The organism is Paenirhodobacter sp. (assembly GCF_050177655.1).
Lineage (GTDB): Bacteria > Pseudomonadota > Alphaproteobacteria > Rhodobacterales > Rhodobacteraceae > Rhodobacter.
The window spans coordinates 21,028-36,740 of record NZ_JBFXGV010000034.1 but is presented as its reverse complement, the minus strand read 5'-3'; the positions used below and the strand labels follow the sequence as shown (position 1 = coordinate 36,740).

The window sequence follows — 15,713 nt, the reverse complement described above, 5'->3', positions numbered from 1 at the left end:
CAACGCTTCATTGTAAGCCGACCAGTTCGTGGTCTTGTACTTCGTAGGGGCCCAACTGCTCATGCCATCCAGCTATCATGCTGGATTCACGCAGTGAATCCCTCACCCGATTTGTGCAACAAGGCCCTGCCGAGACCATCATCGAGGTGGTGAACATCAACGATCCTGATGCGCTGAAGGCGGTCGTCGAGGAGACGGACGTCTCCGAAGCCTCGAGGGCGGACCGCATCGCCAGCGCCACCCGGCGGGCAATCACCGAGAAGATGGATGAGGACCCGACGTTCTACAAACAGTTCTCCGAGCTGCTCGAAGAGACCATTCGCGCCTATCGCGAGAAGCGGCTGTCCGAGCGCGAGTACCTGAAGAGCGTCGTGGACCTCGCGAGCAAGGTGGCACGCAAGGATCGGGGCCGGGATGCTCCCGAAAGCATCCGGGGCGATGAGGATGCACAGGCGTTCTTCGGCGTCCTGGAAGGTCAGCTCAAGATCGAGGACGATGAGCCGGTGGCCGGCGACGAAGCAGCATCCATCGCCCTGGAGATCATCGACATCATCAAGTCCCACCTGATCGTCGACATCTGGTCGAACGAAGTGGCCCAGAACAATCTGCGCAATGCTATTGATGACTACTTCTTCGACGTTCTGCGTGACGAGAGGGGCGTCGACCTGCCCGTGGAGGTGCTCGACGATCTCGAACTCAAGATCATGGATCTTGCTCGGGCCCGGTTCGCGGCATGACGCGGGAACTGCACTGCCTGCAGTACGGCGAGCAGGAGATCCGGTACGAGATCGTCCGCCGTCCGAGGAAGACGCTAGAGATCGCCGTCGAGCCGGATGCTTCGGTGGTGATCGCGGCCCCGGAGGACGCGACGCTCGACGCAATAGAAGCCAAGCTGCGGAAGCGCGCGGCATGGGTGACGCGGCAGCAGCGGTACTTCGCCCAGTTCCTTCCAAGAACACCGGAGCGCAGGTTTGTCGCCGGTGAGACCCATCTCTACCTCGGGCGCCAGTATCGGCTGAAGGTCGTCCCGCATGTCCAGGAATGCGTGAAGCTGATCCGCGGCTTCATCGTTGTGCAGACACACCGGCCGACCAGGCCGGAGGTGACGCGCGAACTGGTCGAGGCATGGTACCGGGACCGGGCACACATCAAGTTTCCGGAGCGGATCGAGCTCTGTCTCGGCCACTTCCCGGATCCGGAGGCATTCAGGCCGAAAGGTCTCATCGTACGCCAGACCCGGCAGCGATGGGGGTCCATGTCGCCGGCCGGACGCCTGCTCCTGAACCGCCGCCTCGTGCAGGCGCCGGTCGACGCCATCGACTACGTGATCACCCACGAGCTCTGCCATGTGGCGGAGCCTCATCACGGTGCTGCCTTCTTCGAGCTGCTCGACAAGGTGATGCCCGATTGGGAGCGTCGGAAGCAGAGGTTGGAAAGGGCCATGGCGTGAGAACTTCCGAACCCGGTCGCGGCAGACGCAAACGCGACTCCAATCCAAGCAATTTCGGACGCTGGAGTTTCTTTATCTATTACAAGGGCTTATATGAAATTCACCAAACGGGCGCAGTCATCAGGTCCGGAGAATATCGGCCCTGAGAGACCGCCACCGGGCCTCCCGGCGCCGGGGTCGGTGCTCAGCCCCTCCCGCATAACTCTCGAAAACAACGGAAAAATCCGGCCGCAGCCGAATCGGGAGAACGCTTTCGCGAGGGCAAGTGGCGGACGGGATGGGATTCGAACCCACGAGACGGTTCCCCGCCTACACACTTTCCAGGCGTGCGCCTTCGACCACTCGGCCACCCGTCCGAGGCGGTGTCTAGCCGCAAAGCCGCCCCCTGCGCAAGAGGCCAATCGCAGCGCGGCCGCCCTTGCACCCGCTTTCCCGCGCCCCTAGTCTGGATCGGCCCGGCATGTCGCCGCGCGGAAAGTCCGATAATGAAACACAGCCCCGAGCTCGATGCGCCCAAACCCGCGCAGATCCCTCCGCGCGAGCCGCATCAGCTCACCAACCTGCTGCTCGGCATCATCGCCTTCGCGCTCGGCCTCGCGCTGCTCGTGCAGGCGCGCTTCGTGCTGATCTCGCTTGCGATCGCGATCATCCTGTTCTCGCTCACCTCCGAGGCGATCGCCGCGATCGCGCGGCTGCGGATCGGGCCGTTGCGGGTGCCGAACTGGCTCGCCTCGCTCGTCGCGCTCGCGCTGATCGCCTCCGGGCTGCTCACGCTGTCGGCGGTGCTGCTCGCGCAGGCGAACGCGGTCGTCACGATGGCGGTCTCCTATGCCGCGCCGGCGCAGAAGGCGGTGGCGAGCCTCTTTGCCTGGATGGGCGCCGATGTCGAACAGGCGGTGCTCGCCTCGATCCAGAAGATCGACGTCGCGCGCTATCTGAGCGCGCTCGCCGGCCAGGCCTCGAGCCTGCTTTCCGCCACCGTGCTGATCATCCTCTTCGTCGGCTTCCTCTTTGCCGAGCGGCTCTGGTTTCCCGCGAAACTCGCAAGCCTGACCGGCGACGAGACGCGCGCCGAACATGCCGCGCGCGTCGTCGGACGGATCATGCGGCGGGTGAATCACTATCTGCTGGTGAAATCGGCGGTCTCGCTCGCCACCGGCATCGTGGTCTGGGCGGTGTTCCGGATCGGCGGCTACGAGCTTGCCGCGCCGGTCGCGATCCTGACCTTCGCGCTGAACTTCATCCCCTCGGTGGGCTCGATCGTCGCCACCGCGATCGCCGGGCTCGCCGTCTATATCCTGACCCAGGATCCGGCCTCGGCGCTGACCGTCTTCGCGATCTGCGGCGGGGTGCAATTCGTGATCGGCAATGTGATCGACCCGATGCTGATGGGCCATGCGCTGCGGCTCTCGAGCTTTGGCATCATCATCTCGCTCGCCTTCTGGGGCGCGGTCTGGGGCCTGCCGGGGATGTTCCTCGCGGTGCCGATCATGGTCGCGCTGATGATCGCCTGCGCGCAATCGCCGGCGCTGCGCCCGCTTGCCGTGATGCTCTCGCGCGAAGGGCGGATCGACGGCGAGGACTGAGCCGGCGGAGGGGGCGCCGCCCCCGTCTGCTGCGCAGCCTCCCCCGGGATATTTCGGCTCTGTAGAAACCAGACGCAGCTCTTCTATAGAGTGCAAATATCCCCGGGGTGAATTGCCCGAAAGGGCAAGAGGGGGCAGCGCCCCCTGCCCGGTCTCCCCCCCCCGCTCAGGCGAAGACCAAACTCACACGGCGGTTCTGCCGGCCCTTCTTCTCGATCTTGCCAAGGCGCAGCGGGCCGATTTCGCCCGTGCTCGCGACATGGGTGCCGCCGCAGGGCTGCAGATCGACCGTCCCTTCCCCCTGCCCGATCCGGATCAGCCGCACCCAGCCCTGGCCCTTGGGCGGGGCGACCGACATCGTCTTCACCAGCCCCGGGTTCGCGGCCAGTTCGTCGTCCGAGATCCATTCCTCGCGCACCGGCAGATCCGCCGCCACCATCGCGTTGAGCCGCGCCTCGAGCGCGGCGAGATCGGCGGGCGGTTCGGGCATGTCGAAATCGAGCCGGCCCTTTTCGGTGCCGACCTGCCCGCCGGTCACCGGCCGCGGGATCACCACCGAGAGAAGATGCAGCGCGGTGTGCATGCGCATGTGGCGATGGCGCCGCTCCCAGTCGAGCTCCTGCACCACCGCGGTGCCGGGCGGCGGCAGCGCCGCGGGCTCGGCCGGCACCAGGATCACCGCCCCGCCCTCGCCCTTCACAGCCGTCGCGATCGCGATCTCGCCGCCCTCCCAGCGCAGCCAGCCGGCATCGCCCGGCTGCCCGCCCCCGGTCGGGTAGAAGATCGTCTCGGCGCAGATCACCCCGCCTTCGGGGGTCAGCGCGGTGACCTCGGTCGAAAGATCGCGGTCATAGGGATGGGTGCGGAAACGGGGATTGTCGGTCATCTCGCCTCTTCACTCGGGATCAGCGCGCGTCGCCCTCCTCCGCGCCATCATTGTCGGAAAGCTGAACGTCTTCAACCCCTTCGCCGGGCTGCGGTTTGCCGACGGAATGGGGTTCGGGGGCCGCCGCTGCGGCGGGTTCGGGCTGCGGCGCGGGGGCGGCGGGCGTCTCCTCGGGGGCGAGCGGCGGTTCGGTCATCACGCCGCGCAGCGTCTCCGGGTTGCGCAGCCAGATGTCGCGCTGCGCGAAGGGGATCTCGATCCCCTCGGCGGCGAAACGCTCGTTGATCTGGTGGTTCACCTCGGTCAGCACGCGCAGCTTGAAATTCACGTCCGAAAGGATCGCCCGGATCTCGAAGTTCAGGCTGTCCGCACCGAAGCCCACGAAATGCACGAAGGGCTCGGGCGACATCATCACGAGGGGCTGCGCCTCGGCGATCTCGAGCAGGATCTTCGAGATCCGTCGGGTGTCCGAGCCATAGGCAACGCCCACCGGCACGATCAGCCGCCCGGTCTTGTTCGAGCGCGTCCAGTTCGTCACCTGCCCCGAGATCAGATCGGCGTTCGGCACGATCACCTCGGCGCGGTCGAAGGTCTCGATCCGGGTCGAGCGCACGGTGATCGCCTTGACGATGCCCTGCTGCGAGCCGACCTCGATCCAGTCGCCTTCCGAGATCGGCCGCTCGACGAGCAGGATGATGCCGGAGACGAAATTCTGCACGATCGTCTGCAGGCCGAAACCGATGCCGACCGAAAGTGCACCGGCGACGATGGCGAGCGAGCTGAGGTCGATGCCGGCGGCGGAAATCGCGATCAGCGCGGCGAGGAACAGCCCGACATAGCCAAGCCCCGAGATGATCGCGTTCTGGCCGCCCTTGTCGATCGTCGTCTTCGGCAGGATCGAGCTTTTCAGCGCGCCCTGAAAGAGCCGCGTCAGCGTGTAGCCGATGCCGAAGACAAAGGCGAAGGTGATGAAGGAGGTGGGCGAGATCCGCACGCCCCCGACCGAGATGCCATTGCGGAACGAGGTCCAGAGCTCGAGCAGGTCATCGACCCGCGCACCCCAGATCAGCGCAAAAAGCGGCACCGCGGCAAGCACCAGCAGGAACCCGGCGAGCACCGGCACCAGCGCCTCGCGCCGGTCGTCGTCGGAGCGGGTGACGACGACGTAGAACTCGGCGACGAAGCCCTGCAACACCGCGATCGCGGCAAACAGCGCGAGGGTGACGAGCGCGGGCCAGATCAGCGCATTGGCCGCGCTGATATAGCCGATCACCGAAAGCACCGGCACCGCGGCGGCGATCGCGATCGCGGCCGAGCCGATCAGCCGCATCAGCTTGAAGCGGAAGGCGGTGTCGTCGTCGGAGGCGCTGGCCGCCCCGCCGTGGCGGCGCAAAAGCTGCCCGATGCGGAAGAGCACGAGCGCGGCGAAGATCTGCAAGGGCGCCTGCAGCACCGCCATCGCGGCATCGGCGCGCTCGGCCACCGCCTCGGCCTTGTCGGCGGCGGTGGCGGCGGCACCGCCGAGGTAATCCTCGGCGCGCGGCGCGATCCAGACGGTGACGAGCTGATGCAGGCCAAGCGCGATGCCGAGGGTGAAGGCATGCACCCGCCCCTCGGCACGACCGTCATCGCCGAGATTGAGCGGGCTCGCCGCCCCCGCGCGCGAGGGGAAGACGCGGGCGCCAAGCCACCAGGCGGTGAGCGTGGTGAGCAGCACCGCCGGGGCGGTGGCGAAAAGCTGGGTCAGGATCGGGCCGAAGAGCGTGGTCTGTTCAAGCGCAGTGGTCAGAAGCACGGCGCCGAGTACCGGCAGCGCCACCTGCCCGAGCGAGACGACGCCCGAGATCAGGTTGCGCCCGCGCATCGCGGTCTTGTCGAGCAGCCATTCGGTCAGCCGCCCCATCCAGCGCCCGCCGCGCGCCATCAGGATCCCGGCGAGAAGCACCAGTACCACGATCAGCGGCGCGTTGTTGCGCAGCGCGTCGTAATTCACCGGCTGGGTGAAGCGCCAGCGCGTCTCGTCGAGGATCCAGGCCCCCATCCAGCGGACAAGCGACACCGCCGCGGGCCAGTTCACCGGGTTCGCGGGCGAAGGCGAGAGCCGCAAAAGCTTGTCGGCCTGACGCTCGCGGCTCAGCTTGTCGATGTTGCGGATGATGCTGTCGGCGCGGGTCGCGGCCTCGCCGGCCGTGAGGCCCGGCGCCTGCAGCTTGGCGAGCTGGGCGTTGAGGTCGCTGCGGCGCTTGGCGATCGCGGGATCCTCGGTCTCGCCCTCGGCCGGCGGATCGCCGAGCGCGGCGATCTGGCTTTTCACCGTGGTGATCTGATCGCCGTTGGTGCCCTGCGCATCGGTGAAGGTGGCGCGCCATTTCACCATGTCGGCGCGCATCTCCGAAAGCCGGCTGTCACTCAGCGTGCCATCGGAAACCGCCTGCTCGACCTTCGTCGCCGCGCTTTCGAAGCTTTTGTAATCCGGGGCTTTCTGGTCCTGCGCGACGGCAGGCACCGCCAGAAGCAAGGCAAGTGCGAAGACGCGCAGGAACCGGGCGATCATCCCTCGAAGACCTCCGGCACCGGACGGCCGGGACCGTCGAGCCAGGCCGGCACCGGCAGCGCCTTCGCCTTCAGGAACTCGGGATTGAAGAGCTTCGAGAGGTAGCGGTTGCCGTAGTCGCAGAGCGCCGTGACGATCGTATGCCCCGGGCCCATTTCCTGCGCCATGCGGATCGCCCCCGCAACATTGATGCCCGAGGAGCCGCCAACGCAGAGCCCCTCTTCGCTCAGCAGGTCGAAGACCACCGGCAGCGCCTCGGCGTCGGGGATGTTGAAGCTCATGTCCGGGGTGAAGCCCGCGAGGTTCGCGGTGATCCGGCCCTGACCGATGCCCTCGGTGATCGAGGATCCCTCGGCCTTCAAGACGCCCGTGGTGTAGAAGCTGTGCAGCGCCGCCCCGTCGGGATCGGCAAGCGCGATCTTCACGCCCTTCGGCTGCAGCGCCATGCCGGTGCCGGCGAAAGTGCCGCCCGAGCCGACCGAACAGACGAAACCGTCGACCTTGCCCTGCGTCTGCGCCCAGATCTCCGGCCCGGTGGTCTGGATATGCGCCTCGCGGTTGGCGACGTTGTCGAACTGGTTCGCCCAGATCACGCCGTTCGGATCGGTCTTCGCCAGCGCCTCGGCGAGACGCTGCGAATAATGCACGTAATTGTTCGGGTTCGAATAGGGCGCCGCCGGCACCTGCACGAGCTCGGCCCCCGCCAGGCGCAGCATGTCCTTCTTTTCCTGGCTCTGCGTTTCCGGGATCACGATCACCGTGCGGAAGCCCATCGAGGAGCCGACCAGCGCCAGCCCGATGCCGGTATTGCCCGCGGTGCCCTCGACGATCGTGCCGCCCGGCTTCAGCTGCCCCTTCGCCACCGCGTCGCGGATGATGAAAAGCGCGGCGCGATCCTTGATCGACTGGCCCGGGTTCATGAACTCGGCCTTCGCGAGGATCTCGCAGCCGGTGATTTCCGAGGCCTTTTTCAGCCGGATGAGCGGGGTGTTGCCCACCGCCGCGGCCAGATCCTTGCAGATGGTCATGCCACTCCCTCGCGTCGTTCCAGATGTGAAGACTTAGGCCGCATCGGGGTCGGCCTCAAGTCCGATCAGCCCGCAGCCCCCGCCGCCGCGCGCAGGCTCGCGCGCTTTTGCGCAAGCCAGAGCGCCAGCACGACGAGCGGCGCATTCTCCGCCTCGCCGCTTTCGACGAGCTCCATCAGCGTGTCGAAGCCGACGAGATGGGCGCGGATATCCTCGCCCTCCGCCTCGAGCCCGCCAAAGCCCGCGCAGCCATCGGGCAGATCGGCGAGACCGATGAAACAATAGAGATATTCGCTCTTCGCCCCCGGTGTCGGGTAGAAATTCGGCGCCGGCAACAGCTGCGACAGCGTCACTCCGGCCTCCTCCGCCGCCTCGCGCCGCGCGGCCTCCTCCGGCGTCTCGCCCGGATCGACGCGCCCGGCCACCGCCTCGATCGACCAGGGATTCGCGTCGCCGCGCGCAAAGGGGCCGGTGCGGAACTGCTCGACCAGCAGCACCCGGTCACGGACCGGATCATAGGGCAGCACCACGGTCGCATCGCCCGAGACGAAGGCCGCGCGCTGGAGCGGCGCGCTCATGCCGCCCGAGAAGAGCCGGTGGCGCAGGGTGTAATCCTCGACCGCGAAGAATTTCGCATAGGGCGTGCGCAGCGCCTCGACGACCACGTCGCCGGGCGCCGGGCTGCGGCGGACCCGCGCCGGGGCGGGGTTGGCCGCGCGCAGCCGCGAGGCCGCCCGCACCTTGATCATCGGGTAGCGCGCGAGCGCCGCTTCCGCGGGGAGCTGCCCTTCGAGCGCGATGAATTCCGCCGCCGCTTCGGTCGCGAGCGCGCCCCGCTCCGCGGCCCAGTCGGCAAGCCGCCAGGGCGCGCCAGCGTGCCAGCGCCCCGGCTCGGGCAGCCAGGTCTTGGCCCGCCGCTCCGCCCCGGTGGCATCGGTCACGCGCAGCTCGGCGGTGTGATAGCCGGTCTCGTAGAAGGCGAGCCGCTCCCCCTCCGCCGCGGTGATCTCGGCGAGCAGGCCCGGCAGCGGGCCGGCGCCCGGCACGAGGATCGGAAAGCCGAGACCGGCGCCGTCGGCGCCACAGGCCTCGCGCGCCTCATGGCCGGCAAGCATGGCCGGATGCAATGCGGGAAGCCGCCCCAGAACCCGTTCCAGAAGCGGCGGATGGCACAGGGTGCCATAAAAGAAATAGAGATCCGTCAAGGCCTTGCCCGGTGAAGTTCAACCAGTTTCACAGGCCGGGTGGCGGCTCAGGCGTGCCACTGCTTCCAGGCCCATTCTGCGAGCATAGCGGAAAGCACGCCGCCCAGAAAGAGCACCGCGAGCACATCGAGTTGAAGCACCGCCGAGGCGAGCGAGATCCCCTTCGAGATCACGTCGGTCAGCGCCGCCATCACCCCGTCGTAGCGGCCGCGCAGCGCCTCGTGCATCATCTGCAGCGAGCCGAGGAAGACCATCCCCCAGGTCACGAGGTAGAAGGATGCGCGCAGCCCGCGATGCATCGCGTCGGAGCGGCCGCGCCCCGGGTTCATGCCGATCACCCGCCAGCCGAGCAGCAGCCCGAAGGAGGTCATCATCAGCGCGAGCCCCCCGGCCTTCGTCCCCACCGGCAGATAGGGCACCATCAGTTCGGCGGTGAAGAAACCGGTCATCGCGAGGCCGAGCGCCCCGAAAAGCTTGGCGGTCGTCGGCAATTGCAACTGGGTGCTGCGCACCACGAGTTTCTGCATGTAAAATCTCCCTTGTTAACCCTGGGACTCTTGCTCGAAACCTTGGTTTACAGGGGAAATGTGGCGCAAATACGGAGGTTTTGCCGCTGCGTCAGGGCGTCTCGGGCGCCGCACGCAGCCCGGCATAGGCCGCAAGCGCCCGCGCCCGCCCCGCGGCGAGATCGACGAGCGGCGCAGGTGGCGGGGCGGCGGGATCGAGCTGCCAGCGGCGCGGCACGGCGGCGAAGAAATCGCGCGCCCCAGGGCTCAGATCGCCTCGCCCCGCACCAAGCCAGCGGCGGCGATAGCGCCCCTCGGGGTCGAATTTCGCGGCCTGCGAAGCCGGGTTGAAGATGCGGAAATAGGGCGCGGCATCGGGGCCCGAGCCCGCCACCCATTGCCAGCCCATCGCATTCGCGGCCGGGTCGTGGTCGATCAGGCAATCGGCGAACCAGGCGAGGCCAAGGCGCCAGTCAGTGAGCAGATGTTTCGTCAGATAGGAGGCCACGATCATCCGCGCGCGATTGTGCATCCGCCCGGTGACGTAAAGCTCGCGCATCGCGGCGTCGACCACCGGCTCGCCGGTCTGGCCGCGGCGCCAGCGCTCGGCATCGGCACTCTCGCCGCGCCAGGGGAAGGCGTCCCACTCCGGGCGCCAGTTCGCCTGCCCGAGCGTCGGGAAGTGATACATCAGATGCCAGGCGAACTCGCGCCAGAGGAGCTCGCGCAGGAAATCCTCCGCCCCGGGCAGGCCCTCGGCGCGGCGTGCCTGCGCCGCATGCCAGATCCGGCGCGGCGAGATCTCGCCCCAGGCGAGGGGTTCGGACAGGCCCGAGGTTGCATCTTCGGCCAGCAGATCGCGTGCGGTGCCATAGGCCAAAAGCTTGCGATCGAGGAAATCGGCGAGCCGCGCCTGCGCCGCAGACTCGCCCGGGGCGGCGTGCCGCGCCAGCACCGCCGCACCGCGGTTCATCGCCGCGCCAAGCGCGAGATCTTCAAGATTTTCACTGTCTGGCCAAGTCGTTGCGGGACGAAGTTCAGAAACCACTTCAACTTCGGCGCCCGGATCCGCGCCGCGCAGCGCCTTCCAGAACGGGGTGTAGACGCGGTAGGGGCCGCCGGTTTTCGTCGCCACCTCCCATGGCGCAAAAAGCAGCTGCCCGGGGAAGGAGCGCGCCTCGATGCCCGCGGCCTTCAACGCGGCCTTGACCGCGGTATCGCGCGCGATCGCCGCCGGATCGAGGTCTCGGCTCCACCAGACCGACGTCGCGCCGGTCTCGGCGACGAGCGCGCGCAGAACCTCGAGCGCCGCGCCCCGGCGCAGGATCAGCCGCGATCCGATCGCCGCGAGCGTCGCGCCGAAGACCGCGAGCGCCAGCCCCAGCCGCAAACGCGGCGCGGCGCCAGAACCCGCCACGACCGCATCGGAAATGAACACGGGAATGACCGGCCGCCCCGTCGCCCGGGCGGCGGCGAGGGCGGGATGATCGTGCAGCCGGAAGTCCCGGCGCAGCCAGAGAAGGATCGGGGGTGCGTCACTCATGCGCTTCAATTTGCGACAGTTTTCGGCGGGGGCAAGGGCGCTGTGGCGGTTCGGCGCGCGCAGCTCGCAAAAGCGTGAAAATTTACTTGTCGGTGCCGGAGGCGGAGTCTAGCGTCCCCTCAGAGCCAACAACTCCACAGGGTCCAGGTAGAATGATGAAGAAGAAACTCCTCCTCGCCGGCGTTGCCGCCAGCCTCCTCGGATCGGCCGCGATGGCGGGCGACCCCGACCTCCTGGTGTTCGACTGGGCCGGTTTCGAAGTGCCGGGCCTGTTCGAGACCTTCAAGGAAAAATACGGCGACGGCCCGACCTACGCCTTCTACGGCGATGACGACGAGGCCTATCAGAAGGTCGCTTCGGGCTTCAAGGCGGACGTCGTCCACCCCTGCTCGCAGATGGTGTCGAAATACCGCGACGCCGGTCTGATCGAACCCTGGGACATCTCGAAGATCCCGGCCTTCGCCGATCTCGACCCGAAATTCCTCGACAGCCCGATCTTCAAGGATGACGGCGGCGTCTGGTATCTGCCGACCGACTGGGGCGTGACCGCGATCGCCTACAACCCCGAACAGGTTCCGGCCGAGGACGTCGCCTCGCTGCAGGTCTTCGTGAACCCGAAATACCAGGGCCGCACCTCGCTGCCGAATTCCTCCGACGACGTCTGGGCGCTGGCCTATCTCGCGACCGGCGTGACCGACTGGACCAAGGTCACCGACGAACAGTTCGCCGCCGCCGCCGCCTGGCTGCGCGAGGCGAACAAGAACGTGCAGAGCTACTGGGCCGATCCGTCGGAAATGTCGCAGATCATGGCCTCGGGCGAGGTTCTCGTCGCCTGGTCCTGGAACGACGGCGTCGCCTATCTGAAGGCCGACAACTACCCCGTCGCCTTCCAGCGCGAGGCGAAGGAAGGCTCCTCGACCTGGTTCTGCGGTTTCGTCAACATGAAGGACGGCCCCGGCTCGGAAGAGAAGGCCTATGACTTCATGAATTCCTGGCTCCGCCCCGAGGCCGCGCAGGCGCTGATCGACGAGATCGGCTATGGCCATTCGAACATGAAGGGCATGGCGATGCTTTCGGAAGAGCAGAAGCTCGACGCCGGGCTCGGCCCGATCAACGCGCCGATCCTCGCGCAGGTGCCGAACGATCCGAAGCTGCGCGAGAAGCAGCTCGCCGAGTTCGAGAAGATCAAGGCCGGGTTCTGATCCGGACCACGATCGGAGGGGCGCCCGCGGGCGCCCCTTTGCATATCGAGGGAGGAAGGAATCGTGACGCAGCCCCGTCGGATCGCGAGCCGCGCGCTTGGCGTGATCGCCCTGTTCCTCCTCCTCGCCCTGCCCCGGCTCGCGCTTGCCGATCCCGGCCAGAGCAACGCCACGCGGGTCAAGTTCGGGCTTTACGTCACCTCGCTCTCGGGGATCGACCCGGCGGATGGCAGTTTCGCGATCGAGGGCTACGCCTGGTTCCTCTCGCCCCCCGGGGCGCGCTTCGACGCCGCCCATGACATCGAGCTTTTCGGCCGCCACGTCACGATGCCCCCTTTCGTCAGCAAGCCGCTGAAGGACGGGCACCTTTACACGGTGATGACCTTCTCGGGGGTGATCGACCATGCCTATGACGTCAGCCGCTACCCGTTCGACCGCCAGGATCTGCAGCTGCATTTCGAGGCGGCGCGCCCGGCCGAGGACATTCTCTTCATGCCCGATGTCGCCGATACGCGGATCGCGCGCGAGGTGCGGGCGCCGGGCTTTCGCGTCGAGGGGATCACGCTCGCGACCCGCGAACAGGTCTATGATACGAATTTCGGCCATGGCGGCACGCGCTCGGCCTTTTCGCGCCTCGAGGTGACGCTGCATCTCGAGCGCACGATCTCGCCGCTGCTCTTCGAGAAGTTCACCGGCTATTTCGTCGCCTTCGTGATCGCGGCGCTCGTCATCTTCGTGCCGGTGAGCGAGCTTGGCACGCGGATCGGGATGACCACCGGCGCGATCTTCGCCGCGGTGTTCAACCTCTACCGGCTGGAGGATGCGATCGGCTTCGATGCGGTCTTCGGCGTGGTCGACCGGGTCTCGATGCTGGTCTTCTCGGTGATCCTGATGCAGCTCGCGCTCTCGATCTGGGTCAATTTCCGCTTTCGCGCCGGGCGCCATGACGTGGCGATGCGGGTGAATTATGCGCTGGGCGGGCTGATCGCCGTGATGCACGGGGCGCTGCTTCTGGTGGTTTTCCTCGACGCGCTGCGCTAAGGCGCAACGGCCCCGACCGCGGAAAGGCCCATGCTGCTCGATCTTGCCATCTTCGCCCTCGCCGTCGCGATCTTCGGCGCGATGTTCCTGCCCGCGCTGCACGGCCGGCCGCGCTGGCGCGCGATGGTGACGCCGCTCGCCTCGATCATCGGTTCCGGTTTCCTCGTGCTCGGCCCGATCCTCGAGGCCCGCTTCGGCGCGCTCGCCCCCGTGGCGATGGCGGCGCTTTGTCTGGGGGCCTGGGCCTTCGGCGCGGCGGTGCGGGTGAACATCGGCGCCGAGGGCAGCCCCGCGACCCCGGCCGAGGCGCGGATCGAGCGGCTGGCGCAATCCGCGCTCGCCTTCGCCTATGTGATCTCGGTCGCCTATTACCTGAACCTCTTCGGCGCCTTCGCGGTGGCGCTGACGCCCTGGCATGGCGCCTTCGCCGCGCGGATCGTGACCACGGCGATGCTTCTGGTGATCGGTGCGGTGGGCTTTTCGGGCGGGTTCAAGGCGCTCGAGCGGATGGAATATCTCTCGGTCTCGCTCAAGCTCGCGATCATCGGCGGGCTGATCCTCGGGCTGGCGGTGTTCTTCGTGCAGAAGGCCTCGGCCGGGGCGCTGATCGTCAAGCCCGCGACGCTTGGCCCCTGGGACGCGCTGCGTCTCGGCTTTGGCCTGATCGTCACCGTGCAGGGGTTCGAGACCGCGCGCTACATGGGGCGCAGCTATTCCGCCCCGGTGCGGATCGGCGCGATGAAGGAGGCGCAGATCCTCTCGACGCTGATCTACATGGCCTATATCGGGCTTCTGGTCTTCCTCTTCGATCCCGGCACCACGGTGCTGAGCGAGACCGCGATCATCGACATGATGCGCATCGTCTCGCCGGTGCTGCCCGGGATGCTGGTCGCCGCGGCGCTGGCGGCGCAATTCTCGGCGGCGGTGGCCGATACCGGTGGCGCGGGCGGGCTCACGCATGAGCTGACCCGCGGGCGCATCCCCGCGCCGCGCGCCTATCTCGTGCTCGTCACCGCGGGGATCGCGCTGACCTGGGCCGCCGATCTCTTCGCGATCATCGCCTATGCCTCGCGCGCCTTCGCCGCCTATTACGCGCTGCAATCCGCGCTCGCCGCGCTGCGCACGGCCGGACCGCGGCGCGCGGGCTATTGGGCGCTCGCCGCGCTTGGCGTCGCGATCACGCTCCTTGGCACCCCCGCCGAGGGTTCTTGAAGCCGCCGCGCCCCTCGCCTATATTCCCCTCGTTCGGGTTCGCCCGGACTATGGGCATAAACGCGCACGTAATACGCGGATCGGACCCGGGGGCGGTACCCGGCGGCTCCACCAGACTTCCCTCGTTGGGGGCGAATGGGGCCGAAATAGGATCGACGAACGTCTAAAGGTGATTGCTTTGTCTCGGTGAGCTACCACCGTTATCGGTGCAAATGTACAGTTGCCAACGACAACCGTGCTCCGGTGGCTCTGGCTGCGTAAGCAGTTCGAGTACCGAAACTTAAGTCCTTACGCTTAGCCGCTTAAGGCGGGGCTCGCAGGTGCCTGGCAACAGAAACCTGCACCTTCCCCCTTCGCTGACGCTACGGGAGCGGCCCTTCGGCCCGACACCGTTAAGCCTATCTCAACTTTCCCGTTGCAACGCTTGGATATTCATCGGCGCCCGGGCCGAAGGGAGAAGGACGATGCACAAGCTCGAGGTATTGCAGGAATGGTATAACAGGGTTTGGTTGAACGGCGATTACGGGGCGATTGCGGAATTTTTCACCGCGGAATCGCGCCCGGAGGGGATCATGCAGGGCCTCGCCCTGATGCCGGAGGATTTCGCCGAATTGATTCCCGCGATCATGGCGCGGGTGACGGAGCCGTCGTTCGAGGTGCTCCGCTTCATCGAGGCAGGCGACTGGATCTGGGTGCTGATGGTGCTGCGCGCGAAAGGGCGCGCCGATGGCCACAAGATCGAGGTGACCGGCCAGCTGAGCGTGCGATTCGAGGGGGATCTGATCGCAGAGGCTTACAATCATTACGATTTCATCGCCTTCTTCGAACAGCTCGGGGCGCTGCCGGAGAATACGATGGCGCTCTGCCTTTCGGGGGAGGCGCTGCGCTGAGCCCGCGCGCGCCCCCTTCCCTTGCGCGCCAAATCCCCTATGCTGAGGCCAAAGGAAAGGCCCCGACATGACGCGCTCGATCGACTATGGCACCCTCATGCACCACGCGATGCGGGGTCTGATTCAGACAGTGCTCACCGATGTGGCCGAGAACGGACTGCCCGGGTCGCATCATTTCTTCATCACCTTCGACACCCGTCACCCGGAGGTCGAGATGGCCGACTGGCTGAAGGACCGCTACCCCGAGGAAATGACGGTGGTGATCCAGCACTGGTTCGAGAACCTGAAGGTCACCGACGACGGCTTCGCGATCACGCTGAATTTCGGCAACAACCCCGAGCCGCTCTATATCCCCTTCGACGCGGTGCATACCTTTGTCGATCCCTCCGTCGAGTTCGGCCTGCGCTTCGAGACGCAGGATTACGACGAGGACGAGGAGGAAGACGAGGAAGAGATCGAGGCCGAGGAGAAGCCCCGCACCGAGGCCGAGGTCGTCAGCCTCGACCAGTGGCGCAAGTAAGCCCGGTATACCTCCGCATACAGATTGCAATATGGCCCCCGGCGCTCTATGACGCCCGGGAAGGTTTTGCGCAATTCACGGAGGCCCAGG

Annotated in this window: 14 protein-coding genes, 1 tRNA gene and 1 other RNA gene; 9 read left to right on the top strand and 7 right to left on the bottom strand. The window is 67.0% G+C overall.

Translation table 11 applies throughout. The annotated features are described in order from the left end of the window. The first annotated feature begins 77 nt into the window (after window positions 1–77). Together AB7U46_RS12490 and AB7U46_RS12485 are read left to right on the top strand one after the other, a co-directional pair. Complete coding sequence (locus AB7U46_RS12490) at window positions 78–737, top strand: type I restriction enzyme endonuclease domain-containing protein (protein WP_428337301.1); 660 nt, start codon at window positions 78–80, stop codon at window positions 735–737. Further along, entirely contained in the window at window positions 734–1,450 is a 717-nt protein-coding gene (locus AB7U46_RS12485; RefSeq protein ID WP_428337300.1) for a M48 family metallopeptidase, read from the top strand. The genes AB7U46_RS12490 and AB7U46_RS12485 overlap by 4 nt, the downstream gene beginning before the upstream one ends. Before the next feature lie 266 nt (window positions 1,451–1,716). Here the strand turns inward: AB7U46_RS12485 and AB7U46_RS12480 are convergent. After that, window positions 1,717–1,806, bottom strand: a tRNA-Ser gene (locus AB7U46_RS12480). Window positions 1,807–1,935: 129 nt separating this feature from the next. On the opposite strand from AB7U46_RS12480, the gene AB7U46_RS12475 reads away from it, so the two are divergent. Next, entirely contained in the window at window positions 1,936–3,036 is a 1,101-nt protein-coding gene (locus AB7U46_RS12475; RefSeq protein WP_428337299.1) for an AI-2E family transporter, read from the top strand. A gap of 166 nt (window positions 3,037–3,202) precedes the next feature. Here AB7U46_RS12475 and AB7U46_RS12470 read toward each other — a convergent pair whose 3' ends face one another. The 6 genes from AB7U46_RS12470 to AB7U46_RS12445 all read right to left on the bottom strand — a co-directional run bounded on the left by AB7U46_RS12470 (window position 3,203) and on the right by AB7U46_RS12445 (window position 10,758). Further along, window positions 3,203–3,922, bottom strand: coding sequence for an alanyl-tRNA editing protein (locus AB7U46_RS12470; RefSeq protein WP_428337298.1), 720 nt, complete (start codon window positions 3,920–3,922; stop codon window positions 3,203–3,205). 19 nt (window positions 3,923–3,941) lie between these two features. Beyond that, window positions 3,942–6,476 carry a DUF3772 domain-containing protein gene (locus AB7U46_RS12465; protein WP_428337297.1) on the bottom strand — a complete coding sequence of 845 codons (2,535 nt, stop codon included), beginning with the start codon at window positions 6,474–6,476 and terminating at the stop codon, window positions 3,942–3,944. Further along, window positions 6,473–7,504 (bottom strand): cysteine synthase A, encoded by a 1,032-nt coding sequence (locus AB7U46_RS12460; protein ID WP_428337296.1) that lies wholly within the window; start codon window positions 7,502–7,504, stop codon window positions 6,473–6,475. The genes AB7U46_RS12465 and AB7U46_RS12460 overlap by 4 nt, the downstream gene beginning before the upstream one ends. Window positions 7,505–7,569: 65 nt before the next feature. Beyond that, window positions 7,570–8,709 carry an NUDIX domain-containing protein gene (locus AB7U46_RS12455; protein WP_428337295.1) on the bottom strand — a complete coding sequence of 380 codons (1,140 nt, stop codon included), beginning with the start codon at window positions 8,707–8,709 and terminating at the stop codon, window positions 7,570–7,572. A 47-nt stretch (window positions 8,710–8,756) separates the two neighbouring features. Continuing rightward, window positions 8,757–9,236 carry a TrgA family protein gene (locus AB7U46_RS12450; protein WP_428337294.1) on the bottom strand — a complete coding sequence of 160 codons (480 nt, stop codon included), beginning with the start codon at window positions 9,234–9,236 and terminating at the stop codon, window positions 8,757–8,759. Between the two features lie 91 nt (window positions 9,237–9,327). After that, complete coding sequence (locus AB7U46_RS12445) at window positions 9,328–10,758, bottom strand: cryptochrome/photolyase family protein (protein WP_428337293.1); 1,431 nt, start codon at window positions 10,756–10,758, stop codon at window positions 9,328–9,330. Between the two features lie 152 nt (window positions 10,759–10,910). Here AB7U46_RS12445 and AB7U46_RS12440 point away from each other — a divergent pair, with 152 nt between their 5' ends. The 6 genes from AB7U46_RS12440 to AB7U46_RS12415 all read left to right on the top strand — a co-directional run bounded on the left by AB7U46_RS12440 (window position 10,911) and on the right by AB7U46_RS12415 (window position 15,623). Beyond that, on the top strand, window positions 10,911–11,960 hold the full coding sequence (locus AB7U46_RS12440) for an ABC transporter substrate-binding protein (protein WP_428337292.1): 1,050 nt from the start codon (window positions 10,911–10,913) through the stop codon (window positions 11,958–11,960). Window positions 11,961–12,023: 63 nt separating this feature from the next. Next, entirely contained in the window at window positions 12,024–13,001 is a 978-nt protein-coding gene (locus tag AB7U46_RS12435) for a hypothetical protein (protein ID WP_428337291.1), read from the top strand. A gap of 30 nt (window positions 13,002–13,031) precedes the next feature. After that, window positions 13,032–14,213: a hypothetical protein gene (locus tag AB7U46_RS12430; protein ID WP_428337290.1), complete on the top strand. Its 1,182-nt coding sequence runs from the start codon at window positions 13,032–13,034 to the stop codon at window positions 14,211–14,213. Next, window positions 14,206–14,558, top strand: a transfer-messenger RNA (tmRNA) gene (gene ssrA, locus AB7U46_RS12425). The genes AB7U46_RS12430 and ssrA overlap by 8 nt, the downstream gene beginning before the upstream one ends. Before the next feature lie 119 nt (window positions 14,559–14,677). Next, on the top strand, window positions 14,678–15,103 hold the full coding sequence (locus tag AB7U46_RS12420; protein WP_428337289.1) for a nuclear transport factor 2 family protein: 426 nt from the start codon (window positions 14,678–14,680) through the stop codon (window positions 15,101–15,103). Window positions 15,104–15,170: 67 nt separating this feature from the next. Further along, window positions 15,171–15,623, top strand: a complete 453-nt coding sequence (locus AB7U46_RS12415; RefSeq protein WP_428337288.1) for an SspB family protein — start codon at window positions 15,171–15,173, stop codon at window positions 15,621–15,623. Window positions 15,624–15,713 lie beyond the last annotated feature (90 nt).

What these genes read in the sequence shown, in the direction of transcription:
- AB7U46_RS12490 (WP_428337301.1), top strand. Translation starts at nt 78, where the DNA reads ATGCTGGATTCACGCAGTGAATCCCTCACCCGATTTGTGCAACAAGGC.
- AB7U46_RS12485 (WP_428337300.1), top strand. Translation starts at nt 734, where the DNA reads ATGACGCGGGAACTGCACTGCCTGCAGTACGGCGAGCAGGAGATCCGG.
- AB7U46_RS12475 (WP_428337299.1), top strand. Translation starts at nt 1,936, where the DNA reads ATGAAACACAGCCCCGAGCTCGATGCGCCCAAACCCGCGCAGATCCCT.
- AB7U46_RS12470 (WP_428337298.1), bottom strand. Translation starts at nt 3,922, where the DNA reads ATGACCGACAATCCCCGTTTCCGCACCCATCCCTATGACCGCGATCTT.
- AB7U46_RS12465 (WP_428337297.1), bottom strand. Translation starts at nt 6,476, where the DNA reads ATGATCGCCCGGTTCCTGCGCGTCTTCGCACTTGCCTTGCTTCTGGCG.
- AB7U46_RS12460 (WP_428337296.1), bottom strand. Translation starts at nt 7,504, where the DNA reads ATGACCATCTGCAAGGATCTGGCCGCGGCGGTGGGCAACACCCCGCTC.
- AB7U46_RS12450 (WP_428337294.1), bottom strand. Translation starts at nt 9,236, where the DNA reads ATGCAGAAACTCGTGGTGCGCAGCACCCAGTTGCAATTGCCGACGACC.
- AB7U46_RS12445 (WP_428337293.1), bottom strand. Translation starts at nt 10,758, where the DNA reads ATGAGTGACGCACCCCCGATCCTTCTCTGGCTGCGCCGGGACTTCCGG.
- AB7U46_RS12440 (WP_428337292.1), top strand. Translation starts at nt 10,911, where the DNA reads ATGATGAAGAAGAAACTCCTCCTCGCCGGCGTTGCCGCCAGCCTCCTC.
- AB7U46_RS12430 (WP_428337290.1), top strand. Translation starts at nt 13,032, where the DNA reads ATGCTGCTCGATCTTGCCATCTTCGCCCTCGCCGTCGCGATCTTCGGC.
- AB7U46_RS12420 (WP_428337289.1), top strand. Translation starts at nt 14,678, where the DNA reads ATGCACAAGCTCGAGGTATTGCAGGAATGGTATAACAGGGTTTGGTTG.
- AB7U46_RS12415 (WP_428337288.1), top strand. Translation starts at nt 15,171, where the DNA reads ATGACGCGCTCGATCGACTATGGCACCCTCATGCACCACGCGATGCGG.